Genomic DNA, 13007 nt, shown 5'->3' on the forward strand with positions numbered 1-13007 from the left:
TTTCCAAAGGTTTATGCTTTGTAGTTTTATCTTGATTGGTATATAATTTAACTTAGAGTAAATAGGAGGATTAATCAGATGGAATTAAAAGATTTTACAGAAAAAGAACAGGAAATGATTAAGAATGGGCTAACTACTTCTAAGATTAGTGACAAGGAAACTGCTAAAAAAATTCTTGCTCTAGTACCACAAGAATTGATTAAGCGAATCCCATTTTTCGTCAGAAAGCATGCTACGACACGTACGATTAAACGCATTTCAATTGAACACCCTGAACTCTACGCTGCAGCTCAAACAAGTGGTGAGATTCCAGAAAAAGAACGCGAAGAATTACGTCAGATTATCACGACTATCTTTGAACAAAAGATGAATAAGCATAGTATTCGTTAAATACAAAATCTGAGAACTAGAGCCTTCTAGTTCTTTTTATATTCGCTTTCACATTATACAGTTTATAAAAATCTATATAAAATAATATATTTCCGAACAAAAATAGATATTTTTTCAAAAAAGTACTTTACAGAGTGTTGGAAGTATGATATAGTAATAAAGCTTAGAAAATGAGATGATGTTTTCTAGCAAATATAAACCCGAGTAAAAAATGCCTACGGACAGGCAGGGTTGAATGCCGAAGCGTGGTTGAAAAACCACATTATTGATAGGGTTAAAAGCCTACTTTTATAAGTTGATGTTAGGACACTTGTCCTAATTCATAAATTTTTAGTGTGGTGAAAGCACACGTCATCTTGTGAAACGATCAATAAAGTACGTAATATTTGCTACTAGAGAGTTTGGAAACATCGGGAACAGACATACTCAACAGAAACAAACATAAAAACGTCAGAAGATTGCAGAGCAGGTGAAAACCTGCTCTTTTTTCATGAGTCAACCTTTGATGGCCCTCATCATTTTGAGGAGCTAAAAATACGGTAAAGGAGTATGTCTTGAAAGAGTTAGATCAAAACCAAGCCCCAATTTATGAGGCCTTGGTGAAGTTACGCAAGAAACGGATTGTTCCCTTTGATGTTCCAGGTCACAAGCGTGGACGGGGAAATCCAGAACTGGTCGAACTGCTAGGTGAAAAATGTGTAGGCATTGATGTTAATTCGATGAAACCCTTGGATAATCTTGGTCACCCCATTTCGATTATTCGAGATGCAGAGGAGCTGGCTGCAGATGCTTTTGGAGCTAGCCATGCCTTTCTCATGATTGGAGGAACAACTTCATCGGTGCAGACTATGATTCTGTCAACCTGCAAGGCTGGAGATAAGATTATTCTGCCACGAAATGTCCATAAATCTGCTATCAATGCGCTGGTTCTATGTGGTGCCATTCCCATCTATATCGAGATGAGTGTAGATCCTAAGATTGGTATCGCTTTAGGTCTTGAAAATGACCGAGTAGCCCAGGCCATAAAGGACCATCCAGATGCCAAGGCCATTTTGATTAACAATCCTACTTACTACGGAATCTGTTCAGACCTAAAGGGGTTGACAGAAATGGCTCATGAAGCTGGTATGATGGTTTTAGTAGATGAAGCCCACGGAGCACACTTACATTTTACTGATAAACTTCCAATTTCTGCTATGGATGCAGGTGCTGATATGGCAGCAGTTTCCATGCATAAGTCTGGTGGGAGTTTGACACAAAGTTCCCTTCTTTTAATCGGGGAGCAGATGAATCCTGAGTACGTTCGCCAGATTATCAATCTTACCCAGTCTACATCCGCCTCTTATTTGCTGATGGCTAGTTTGGATATTTCACGTCGCAACTTGGCCCTTCGTGGTAAAGAGTCGTTTGAAAAGGTCATTGAACTATCTGAGTATGCTCGCCGTGAAATCAATGCTATCGGTGGCTACTATGCCTATTCAAAAGAATTAATAGACGGAGTGTCCGTTTGCGATTTTGACGTGACCAAGTTGTCAGTTTATACTCAGGGTATTGGCTTAACAGGTATCGAGGTTTATGACCTCCTACGAGACGAATACGACATTCAGATCGAGTTTGGTGATATTGGTAATATCTTGGCCTATATTTCAATCGGTGACCGTATCCAAGACATCGAGCGCTTGGTCGGTGCTTTGGCTGATATCAAGAGACTCTATTCACGAGATGGGAAGGGCTTGATAGCTGGAGAATATATCCAGCCCGAGTTAGTGCTGTCTCCACAAGAAGCCTTCTATTCAGAGAGAAAAAGTTTGACCTTAGATGAGTCGGTTGGACAGGTCTGTGGGGAATTTGTCATGTGCTATCCTCCAGGGATTCCTATCTTGGCTCCTGGTGAACGCATTACACGTGAAATTGTAGACTATATCCAATTTGCCAAGGAACGTGGTTGTTCCCTCCAAGGGACGGAAGATCCTGAGGTCAATCATATCAATGTCATTAAGAGAAAGGAGAACTAGATGGATTTATGGTTTTCTGAAGTTCATACTCCAGATGTGAAATTGTCCCTGAGAACAGCCAAGCAACTCTACGTTGGAAAAAGTGAATGGCAGGATATCGAAGTCTTGGATACGCCAGCTTTTGGTAAAATACTGATTTTAAATGGTCATGTCTTGTTTTCAGATGCGGATGACTTTGTCTACAACGAAATGACGGTTCACGTTCCCATGGCTGTCCACCCAAATCCCAAGAAAGTCTTGGTTATTGGGGGTGGTGATGGCGGTGTCGCCCAAGTATTAACACTCTATCCAGAATTGGAACAAATCGATATTGTGGAACCGGATGAGATGTTGGTTGAGGTCTGTCGTGAGTATTTTCCAGACTTTGCTGCAGGGCTAGATGATCCTCGTGTCACCATTTACTATCAAAATGGGCTACGCTTTTTGCGAAACTGCGAAGATGACTATGATATTATCATCAACGATGCGACAGATCCATTTGGACATACGGAAGGGCTCTTTACCAAGGAATTTTACGGTAATAGTTATCGGGCTCTGAAGGAAGACGGCATCATGATTTACCAGCATGGTAGTCCTTTCTTTGACGAAGATGAGTCTGCTTGTCGTAGCATGCACCGCAAGGTCAATCAAGCCTTTCCAATTAGTCGGGTCTATCAGGCCCACATCCCAACCAGTCCTGCTGGCTATTGGTTATTTGGATTTGCATCGAAAAAATACCACCCTGTCAAAGATTTTGACAAGGAAGGCTGGAAAAAACGTCAGCTTTTCACAGAATACTATACTGCAAACTTACATGTGGGAGCCTTTATGTTGCCCAAATATGTTGAGGACATTTTAGAAGAAGAGGAAGGAAAAAAATGAGTCGTTTACTAGTTATCGGATGTGGGGGCGTTGCCCAAGTTGCTATTTCAAAGATTTGCCAAGATAGCGAAACATTTGCAGAGATTATGATTGCTAGCCGTACTAAGTCAAAATGTGATGACTTGAAAGCTAAATTAGAAGGCAAAACAAGTACTAAGATTGAGACAACTGCTCTTGATGCTGACAAGGTAGAAGAAGTGATTGCCTTGATTGAAAGCTACAAGCCAGAAGCTGTTTTGAACGTAGCTCTGCCTTATCAAGATTTAACCATCATGGATGCTTGTTTGGCAACTGGAGTCCACTATATCGACACAGCTAACTACGAGGCAGAGGATACTGAAGATCCTGAGTGGCGTGCTATCTATGAGAAACGTTGCAAGGAACTTGGTTTTACAGCCTACTTTGACTACTCATGGCAGTGGGCTTATCAGGAGAAATTCAAAGAAGCAGGCTTGACTGCTCTTCTTGGTTCTGGTTTTGACCCAGGTGTGACCAGTGTCTTTTCAGCTTATGCCCTCAAACACTATTTTGATGAAATCCATTATATCGACATTTTAGACTGTAATGGTGGTGACCACGGTTATCCATTTGCGACCAACTTCAACCCAGAAATCAATCTACGCGAGGTTTCTGCGCCAGGTTCTTACTGGGAAGATGGAAAATGGGTCGAAGTCGAAGCTATGTCTATCAAGCGTGAGTACGATTTCCCTCAGGTTGGACAAAAAGACATGTATCTCCTTCACCATGAAGAAATCGAATCATTGGCCAAGAACATTCCAGGTGTCAAACGCATTCGTTTCTTTATGACTTTTGGTCAATCTTATCTAACCCACATGAAATGCTTGGAAAATGTTGGACTCCTTCGTACGGATACCATTAACTTTAACGGCCAAGACATCGTTCCGATTCAATTCTTAAAAGCCTTGCTTCCTGATCCTGCCAGCCTTGGCCCACGTACAGTCGGAAAAACCAATATTGGCTGTATCTTTACAGGTGTCAAAGACGGTGTTGAAAAGACCATCTACATCTACAATGTTTGCGACCATCAAGAATGTTACGCAGAAGTTGGTTCACAAGCTATTTCTTACACAACAGGTGTTCCAGCTATGATTGGGACAAAATTGGTTATGAACGGTACTTGGAAACAAGCTGGAGTGTATAACCTTGAAGAATTGGATCCAGATCCATTCATGGAAGCTTTGAATGAGTATGGTTTACCTTGGGTTGTGGTTGAAAATCCACAAATGGTGGACTGATGAAGCTAGAACAAGTACCAACACCAGCTTACGTCATTGACTTAGCAAAGTTAGAAGCCAATTGTCGCATTTTACAATATGTACAAGAAGAGGCTGGTTGCAAGGTTTTGCTTGCTCAGAAGGCTTATTCCCTCTACAAAACCTATCCCTTGATTAGCCAGTATCTATCAGGTACGACAGCTAGTGGACTTTATGAAGCCAAATTGGCAAGGGAAGAATTTCCAGGAGAAGTCCATGTATTTGCGCCTGTTTTCAAGGATGCAGACTTGGAGGAATTGCTGGAGATAACAGACCATATCGTCTTTAACTCAGAGAGACAGTTGCGTAAACATGGGGCTCGTTGTCGTGAAGCTGGTGTAAGCGTGGGTTTGCGACTTAACCCTCAGTGTTCAACTCAAGGAGATCACGCTCTCTATGATCCTTGCGCCCCTGGATCCCGTTTCGGAGTTACTCTAGACAAGATTCCGAGTGATTTGCTGGAATTGGTAGACGGTCTTCATTTTCATACCCTTTGCGAGCAAGGAGCAGATGATTTACAGACAACTTTGAAAGCTGTAGAAGAACAGTTTGGTCCCTACTTACATCAAGTTAAATGGCTCAATATGGGTGGTGGTCATCACATCACAAGAGAAGGTTATGATGTAGATTTACTGGTTTCTGAAATTAAGCGTATCCAAGAAACTTACAATCTTGAGGTCTATATCGAGCCGGGTGAAGCCATTGCGCTCAATGCGGGTTATTTAGCAACTGAGGTATTGGATATTGTAGAAAACGGCATGGAAATATTGGTTTTAGACGCCTCTGCGACTTGCCATATGCCTGACGTACTTGAGATGCCCTATCGTCCACCTTTGAGAAATGGCTTTGAGGAACAGGAAAAAGCCCATACCTATAGACTTTCTTCTAATACCTGTCTGACGGGAGATGTGATTGGTGATTATAGCTTTGAAAATCCAATCCAAATCGGAGACAGACTTTATTTCGAAGACATGGCCATTTATTCTTTTGTCAAAAATAATACCTTCAACGGTATTGGATTGCCAAGTCTCTATCTTATGGACGAACAGGGAGACTGCAGCTTAGTCAAATCCTTTGGCTATCAAGATTTTAAAGGGAGATTATCATGATGGACAGTCCCAAAAAATTAGGCTATCGCATGCCAGCAGAGTACGAACCCCATCATGGTACCCTCATGATATGGCCGACTCGACCAGGTTCATGGCCTTTTCAAGGAAAAGCTGCTAAAGCAGCATTTAGCCAGATTATTAATACCATAGCAGAAGGGGAAAGAGTCTATCTTTTGGTAGAGCAAGATTATCTATCTGAAGCCCAATCTTATCTTGGAGACAAGGTTGTTTATCTATATATTCCTACCAATGATGCCTGGGCGCGTGATACGGGTCCGACTATTCTTGTCAATGATGAAGGCCAGAAATTAGCCGTGGATTGGTCTTTCAATGCTTGGGGTGGTGCTGTAGATGGTCTCTACCAAGACTATGAATATGATGACCAAGTAGCCAGTCATTTTGCCGAGGCCTTGGAAATGCCTGTTTATGATGCTAAACCTTTTGTCCTAGAAGGCGGAGCGATACATAGCGATGGCCAAGGAACCATTCTTGTGACTGAAAGTTGCTTGCTTAGTCCCGGTCGCAATCCTCATCTGACTAAAGAGGAAATCGAAAATACCTTATTAGACAGCCTTGGAGCTGAAAAAGTTATTTGGCTTCCTTATGGTATTTATCAGGATGAAACCAATGAACACGTTGACAATGTTGCAGCCTTTGTTGGTCCTGCAGAACTTGTCTTGGCTTGGACGGACGACGAAAGCGATCCTCAATATGCCATGTCAGAAGCTGATTTAGCGCTTTTAGAAAAGGAAACAGATGCAAAAGGTCGACACTTCACCATTCATAAACTTCCAATTCCAGCTCTTCATCAAGTTATAACTGAAGAGGATTTGCCAGGCTACATCTATGAAGAAGGAGAAGAAGAGCGATACGCAGGTGAAAGGCTCGCTGCTTCCTATGTCAATTTCTATATTGCTAACAAGGCAGTCCTGGTTCCCCAGTTTCAAGATAAAAACGACCAAGTAGCCTTAGATATCCTCAGTAAGTGTTTCCCAGACCGTAAAGTTATCGGAATTCCAGCCAGAGATATTCTATTAGGTGGTGGCAATATCCACTGTATCACCCAACAAATCCCAGAATAGGAGAAAAAGATGAGAAATGTAAGAGTTGCAGCCATTCAGATGCAATGTGCTCAGGATGTGGCAACAAATATTCAAACAGCGGAGCGCTTAGTACGTCAGGCTGCAGAACAAGGTGCACAAATCATTCTCTTACCCGAGTTGTTTGAACGTCCCTATTTCTGTCAGGAACGTCAGTATGACTACTACCAGCATGCCCAGTCGGTGACAGAAAATACTGCCATTCAGCATTTTAAGGTGATTGCTAAGGAACTACAAGTTGTTTTACCGATCAGTTTCTATGAAAAAGATGGCAATGTCTTGTATAACTCTATTGCCGTTATTGATGCAGATGGGGAAGTGCTGGGCGTTTACCGAAAGACCCACATACCAGATGATCATTATTATCAAGAAAAGTTTTATTTCACACCCGGTAACACAGGTTTCAAGGTCTGGGATACTCGCTATGCCAAGATTGGGATCGGTATCTGTTGGGATCAATGGTTCCCTGAAACAGCGCGCTGTCTTGCGTTAAATGGTGCTGAATTGCTCTTTTATCCTACAGCCATCGGTTCAGAGCCGATTTTGGTTACAGATAGTTGTGGTCATTGGCAACGTACCATGCAAGGACACGCAGCAGCAAATATTGTTCCAGTTATTGCAGCCAATCGTTATGGATTAGAGGAAGTCACTCCAAGTGAGGAAAATGGTGGACAGAGTTCCAGTCTTGACTTCTACGGTTCATCCTTTATGACGGATGAAACAGGAGCTATTCTAGAGCAAGCTGAAAGACAAGCTGAAGCTGTTCTGTTAGCTACTTATGACCTAGACAAGGGAGCAAGTGAACGCCTAAACTGGGGCTTGTTTCGAGATAGAAGACCCGAAATGTATCAACGAATTACGGACTAGTAGGGGAGAAATGAGAGAGATTCATTCTGCTAGACTAACTTCTTATTAGCAACTATAAGATACTAGGTCATCTAGCAAGTGGATTTTATATTTTAACTCTCTAAGGCTTTCTCGCGCTTTTATGCGAGGAGCTTTTCTGTTTAAGCTTTATCAATAAAACATGCTATAATAGTTGCAGAAAGGTTGGTATTTATGGCTAGGATATTGGTTATTGAAGACAATAGTGACATTCAAGAGATTTTGCGAACACTTCTTACTGAGGAGCATGAGGTGATTCAGGCCTTTTCTGGTACAGAAGGAATCATGCTTTTTGACCAAGGTGGGATTGACCTCGTTTTGCTAGATATCATGCTTCCTGGGAAAAATGGGGATCAGATTTTAAAAGCCATCAGGGAACAAAGTCAAACTCCAGTCATTATGCTAACAGCTTTGAGCGATAAGAAATTAATCAGTCAATACCTCTTAGACGGTGCAAATGATTACATAGTCAAACCTTTTGATTTGGACGAAGTCTTTGCCAGAGTTACTGTTCAATTACGCCAAAGTGCAGAAAAACAGCCTATGGAAATAGGAAACACTGAAAATCTGCCACAAAACTTGAAAAATATCCAGTTTGATGCCGAAAGTTTTGAAATCAAAAATAGTCAGGAAACGATTCGCCTTGCCAAGAAAGAATGCTTGATTCTCCAAACTCTCCTTAAATATCCAAAGAAAATTTTCACCAAGGAAGAACTTTATGAATTGGTCTGGGAGGAGAGCTACCTACCTGGAGATAATACCCTCAATACGCATTTGAGTAATCTTCGTAAAAAATTAAACCAGCTTGACCCAAATCAAGAATATATTGAAACCATCTGGGGAGTTGGGGTAAGATTAAAAGGAGACAAGCAATGACCTACATGATAATTTTTGTCCTACTAGTACTCCTAATTATTTTATCGATTGCATTGATTCGCTATCATCTAGCACTTAAAAACTTGAGTCAACAGATTGAAGACAAGATTCTCACAGGTAGTATGAAAAGAGTCGGAGTCAGCATTTTTTCCAAACATTTTTTACATCTCTACCAGCAGATTGAGAATCTATTTCAGGAAGTAGAACAGTCTCGGTTGGTTATGAAAAGGGAAAAGCAGACTCTGGATATGGCCATCAGCAATATCGCCCATGATATTCGGACACCTCTGACTATCGCTTCAGGCTACACCCAACAATTGATAAAATCTCCTGAAGATAAATCAGAAACCTTACAAAAAATAGCCCAGCATCTTGATTTAGTTTCTAAACGTTTGGAGGCTCTTCTAGAATATCGTCGTTTGATGGAAGGAGCTGTCAAACCGAAACTGGAAGAAGTGGATTTTTCAGCTTTTATTACCAAGAAGACTCTAGCTTATTATGATGTTTTTCAGGCGGCAAATATCACGCTTGATTTTAAGGTTGAAGCTGGTTTGAAAATGAGGACTGATGAAGACTTACTGGATCGAATTTTACAAAATCTGCTTGGAAATGTCCTCAAACATGGCAAGGAAGAAGCACGTCTATCTTTGAGAAAGGAAAAGGAACAGCTTGTCTTAGAGATTGCAAACCTTGTCAAACAGCCCATCAAAAAAATAGAAAATCTCAGCAACCGTTTTTATTCTGAAAATCTATCAGACACGGAAGAATCCTCTGGTTTAGGCCTTTATATCACTGAGGAATTATGTCATCTTCTCGGTGCAGATATGAAACTAAGCACAGATGGGCAGTGGTTATCGGTTTTTATTTACTTTTAACGAAATAAACCTCCTCTGTAGGCTAGAGGAGGTCATTTTTTATAGACTTTTCTTTTTGAAAACTGCCAGTCCACTTAGATTAAAGATTACAATAACAGCTAAGGTAACTATAAGTGTGTAGAGAATTGACTCACTATTAGCAGTCATAGCATAGAAAAACTGCAATGATAAATATGGCAAAATTTTGATACTTGGGAAGATGAGCATTGGCATAGAAAGTAAGATAGAGCTGACCAAATATCCAATAAATACTGCAAGATAAGAATGACTAACATAGAGGATGAAGGAAACAATGGAAAGCCAAGCAAGGAGGCAAAGGAATTGAAGGGAAATGGTTATCAGTAGATTGCCAATAAAGCCATCAGGCATAGTGCCAAATCCATTTAAGATCGTTGCTGGAATAAAGGCAATCACAAGGCTGATGATAACTTGCAAGAGTGCAATACAAGTCAATACAAAGGCTTTGGCAAGGAAAAACTCGGTACGAGAGACACCCACTGTTAAATTATTTTTATAGAGTTTGCCGATTAAATCAACTCCAAGAACGAGGCAGGCTAGGACGATGCAGAGAAAAACGAGGTTTGAACCTTGACTAGATGCGTTGATCAGGGCTTGTACACCGTCCCAACCATGGGTTGGAATGTCTGGCTCTTCTGTCTGGATTGCCATTAGATGGCCAGTAGCCCCAAAAACAGCCCCCATTAACATGAGTACAAAGAGAATGAACTCTGTAATCCAGAATCCTTTGGAACGGAAAAGACGGTAAAAGTCTGCTTGAATGGTATGTATCATGATTTTCCTCCTATTCGACCAATTGAGTGAAGTATTCTTCTAGGTTTTGACGGGCATAGTAAATCTCGTCAATGGCAATATCTGCCAAGGTTAATTCCTTAAGAATCTGTTTGACATCTTGTTCCTGACCAAAGATATGGATTTCATTTTCTGGATTAACAACCTTGAACTGGAGCTGGATTTGTTCTTTCAATACTTGGCAAGTTTTCTCTTTGTCAGCTGTTCTAAGCACAATATAATCCTCACTTAGTGTTTCAAATTCAGCTTTGCTGATTTCACGGATAATCTTGCCTTGATCTAAAATACCAAAGCGATTTGCTACGAGATAGAGTTCTGACAAGATATGGCTAGAGATGAGAATGGTGATTCCTTTTTCTTTATTGAGCCGTTGAATCATCAGACGAAACTCTTTGATACCTATTGGGTCGAGACCGTTGATAGGTTCATCTAATATCAGGAAGTCTGGTTTAGATAGAAGGGCAATGGCGATACCAAGTCTTTGTTTCATTCCTAGCGAGAAATCACGAAAGACTTTTTTATCTGTATCTGGCAAACCTACATAGTCCAGCGTTTCTCGAATGACTTGATCAGCATTTGGAATATGACGAATCATACAGTAATATTTCAGGTTTTGATAGGCTGTTAAGTGATTATGAGCTACAGGTGATTCGATAACAGAACCTACTCGAGATAGAGCCTTGGTCCACTCATTTTCCGATTGACTAGAGAAGAGGGAAACAGTCCCTTTATCCGCAAACAGAAGTTGCGTAATGATTTTTATCAAGGTGGTTTTCCCAGCTCCGTTCTTTCCTATAAGTCCATAAATATCTCCCTCTCTTATCGTTAGATGAAGATCCTGAAGAATAGCTTGTTTGTCAAAGTTTTTGGACAATCCATGAATGTCGAGTACTGTTTTCATGATTCTCTCCTTTTGATTTATTTTGATAACTTTAGTATAAAGCATAGAAATCAAAGAAAGCTCAAGGATTTCTAAAGAGTTTCTAAAGTTTTAGGAATTCTTAAATATCAAAACCCAGTTGACACGAACTGGGCTGGGCTTCTTAATTATAAAATATATTTCTCAATGGCACGCGCAACGCCGTCTTCTTCGTTGCTGGCTGTAACGGCATCCGCAAGAGATTTGACATAATCGCTGGCATTTCCCATAGCAATGCCCAACCCTGCAAACTGGAGCATTTCGATATCGTTATTGGCATCGCCCATGGCCATGATTTCTGAGGAATCAATCTTCAAAATCTCTGCTAGTCGAGAAAGAGCAGTAGCCTTTGTCGTACCAAGTGGCATAGCTTCATAAATGACAGGCTGCGAACGAACTCCGCTAAATCGTTGACAGAGTTCCTCAGCAAAACGTTGCTCAAAATCGTTTGTTTGGCTCTCTGTTCCTAAAAACATACCTTGGAACATACGATACTTGCCACTGGTGGCTTCCTCTAGTGAAATTTCAGTTAAGTCCGAGAAGACTAGCTCGGCATCATTTTGGATGACTTGATTGGGCTTACCACCGAGGACAAAATAATGTTCCTCATCAAAAAGAGTCAACTGAACATCACTTTTTTCTGCTAGGTCATAGAGGTATTCGATATCAGCTGGACTAAGTTCTTGCCAGTCAACTAGTCCCCAGTCACTTGTCTGGTGAGTTGAACAACCGTTGTTAACAATCACATACTCATTCTGGAGATCAAGCCCCAGTTTTTGATAGTAGGGGAGAACACCGAAAAGGGGGCGACCCGTACAAAGTACCAGTTTGACACCTTTTTCAATAGCTTGGTGAATAGCAGTAATGTGAGCTTGTGGAATTTCCTTGGCTTCATTGAGGAGGGTTCCGTCCATATCCAAGGCTAGTAGTTTAATCATAGGTCTTCCTTCTTTATCTTTTGGTATTATTATAGCATATTTTGGAGAAGAAATTGACAGGAAGCTTGGGGCTAATTGATTTTACAGTTTAAGATGTTTTGATAATAATTCATGACTTGAAGAGGATATTTCGCCAATATATGCTATACTAAACTTGTTATACAGTTAATATTCAATAATCTAGTCAAGGAAAACAGAGGATTTAATATGAAAAAACGGATTATTCAGATTTTACTAGCATTGTCCCTAATTTTTTACAAATCAACTTGGTTTTGGAGGCTTTTCAATCATCTCGCAAAGTCCTATCTACCAGCAAGTCGTGATTTTTTTCAGATTCTGCTTTTGATGGAAAGTGGAGTTCTTTTATTAGCGGTCATCTATCTACTAGTTTTTGCAGGAAAGAAAACTTTTCATTTCAAGTGGCAGCTGAGGTACTTTATCTACCTTTTACTGGCCTACATCATTTCGTATATGTCGGACTTCTTCTTGTCTTATTTCATACCCTCGACTTCAAATCAAATCTCTTTGAATGAAACGATAGAAATGATAGGGAGACAGGAATTACCCTATTTCTTGCTCATAGCTTGCTTCATCGGCCCTATTGCTGAGGAATTGATTTATCGCGGTGTGCTTATGACAACCTTTTTCAAAAACTCGCCTTGGTACGGAGATGTCTTGCTTTCTGCTATTATTTTCGGTTATATTCATATCAATTTCGCTTTAACACCTCTTGCTTTTTTCATTTATGCTAGTGGAGGGCTTATTTTTGCTCTATTGTATCGCATGACAAAAAGTCTCTACTATCCAATACTAGTTCATATTTTCATCAATATTACTGCCTTCTGGAATGTGTGGTTACTCCTATTTTCAGGAAGTTAGCTTACTAAAACAATGTCGGAACTTTCCGGCATTTTCTTTTCAACAGGTGAGCAAGAACTGATTATTTTCAGACTTG

13 protein-coding genes are annotated in these 13007 nt (G+C 40.6%); 10 read left to right on the top strand and 3 right to left on the bottom strand.

Features of this window, described 5'->3' with window-relative positions; genetic code table 11:
* Nucleotides 1-78 precede the first annotated feature (78 nt).
* From ACLV7W_RS05370 to ACLV7W_RS05410, 9 genes are all read left to right on the top strand, one after another.
* Nucleotides 79-390 carry a hypothetical protein gene (locus ACLV7W_RS05370; RefSeq protein WP_261126164.1) on the top strand — a complete coding sequence of 104 codons (312 nt, stop codon included), beginning with the start codon at nucleotides 79-81 and terminating at the stop codon, nucleotides 388-390.
* Between the two features lie 554 nt (nucleotides 391-944).
* Nucleotides 945-2405: an aminotransferase class I/II-fold pyridoxal phosphate-dependent enzyme gene (locus tag ACLV7W_RS05375; protein WP_411865569.1), complete on the top strand. Its 1461-nt coding sequence runs from the start codon at nucleotides 945-947 to the stop codon at nucleotides 2403-2405.
* Nucleotides 2406-3266, top strand: a complete 861-nt coding sequence (gene speE, locus ACLV7W_RS05380) for a polyamine aminopropyltransferase (protein WP_138035065.1) — start codon at nucleotides 2406-2408, stop codon at nucleotides 3264-3266.
* Nucleotides 3263-4522 carry a saccharopine dehydrogenase family protein gene (locus tag ACLV7W_RS05385; protein ID WP_411865570.1) on the top strand — a complete coding sequence of 420 codons (1260 nt, stop codon included), beginning with the start codon at nucleotides 3263-3265 and terminating at the stop codon, nucleotides 4520-4522. Before speE ends, ACLV7W_RS05385 begins: the two co-directional genes overlap by 4 nt.
* The gene (gene nspC / locus ACLV7W_RS05390; protein ID WP_411865571.1) at nucleotides 4522-5649 is read left to right on the top strand and encodes a carboxynorspermidine decarboxylase; all 1128 of its coding nucleotides are present in this window, start codon (nucleotides 4522-4524) and stop codon (nucleotides 5647-5649) included. The genes ACLV7W_RS05385 and nspC overlap by 1 nt, the downstream gene beginning before the upstream one ends.
* On the top strand, nucleotides 5646-6731 hold the full coding sequence (gene aguA, locus ACLV7W_RS05395; RefSeq protein ID WP_411865572.1) for an agmatine deiminase: 1086 nt from the start codon (nucleotides 5646-5648) through the stop codon (nucleotides 6729-6731). Before nspC ends, aguA begins: the two co-directional genes overlap by 4 nt.
* A 9-nt stretch (nucleotides 6732-6740) precedes the next feature.
* Nucleotides 6741-7616, top strand: coding sequence for an N-carbamoylputrescine amidase (gene aguB / locus ACLV7W_RS05400; RefSeq protein WP_411865573.1), 876 nt, complete (start codon nucleotides 6741-6743; stop codon nucleotides 7614-7616).
* 192 nt (nucleotides 7617-7808) lie between these two features.
* Nucleotides 7809-8510: a response regulator transcription factor gene (locus tag ACLV7W_RS05405; RefSeq protein ID WP_411865574.1), complete on the top strand. Its 702-nt coding sequence runs from the start codon at nucleotides 7809-7811 to the stop codon at nucleotides 8508-8510.
* Nucleotides 8507-9385, top strand: coding sequence for a sensor histidine kinase (locus ACLV7W_RS05410; RefSeq protein ID WP_411865575.1), 879 nt, complete (start codon nucleotides 8507-8509; stop codon nucleotides 9383-9385). Before ACLV7W_RS05405 ends, ACLV7W_RS05410 begins: the two co-directional genes overlap by 4 nt.
* 39 nt (nucleotides 9386-9424) lie before the next feature.
* Here the strand turns inward: ACLV7W_RS05410 and ACLV7W_RS05415 are convergent, their stop codons facing one another.
* From ACLV7W_RS05415 to ACLV7W_RS05425, 3 genes are all read right to left on the bottom strand, one after another.
* Nucleotides 9425-10177: an ABC transporter permease gene (locus ACLV7W_RS05415; RefSeq protein WP_084949855.1), complete on the bottom strand. Its 753-nt coding sequence runs from the start codon at nucleotides 10175-10177 to the stop codon at nucleotides 9425-9427.
* 10 nt (nucleotides 10178-10187) lie between these two features.
* Nucleotides 10188-11096, bottom strand: coding sequence for an ATP-binding cassette domain-containing protein (locus ACLV7W_RS05420; RefSeq protein WP_411865576.1), 909 nt, complete (start codon nucleotides 11094-11096; stop codon nucleotides 10188-10190).
* A 146-nt stretch (nucleotides 11097-11242) separates the two neighbouring features.
* Nucleotides 11243-12052: an HAD family hydrolase gene (locus ACLV7W_RS05425; protein ID WP_411865577.1), complete on the bottom strand. Its 810-nt coding sequence runs from the start codon at nucleotides 12050-12052 to the stop codon at nucleotides 11243-11245.
* A gap of 207 nt (nucleotides 12053-12259) precedes the next feature.
* Here ACLV7W_RS05425 and ACLV7W_RS05430 point away from each other — a divergent pair, with 207 nt between their 5' ends.
* On the top strand, nucleotides 12260-12931 hold the full coding sequence (locus ACLV7W_RS05430; protein WP_411865578.1) for a CPBP family intramembrane glutamic endopeptidase: 672 nt from the start codon (nucleotides 12260-12262) through the stop codon (nucleotides 12929-12931).
* Nucleotides 12932-13007 lie beyond the last annotated feature (76 nt).

Origin of the sequence: Streptococcus mitis, assembly GCF_965111735.1 — a bacterium.
GTDB classification, from domain to species: Bacteria; Bacillota; Bacilli; order Lactobacillales; family Streptococcaceae; genus Streptococcus; species Streptococcus mitis_DR.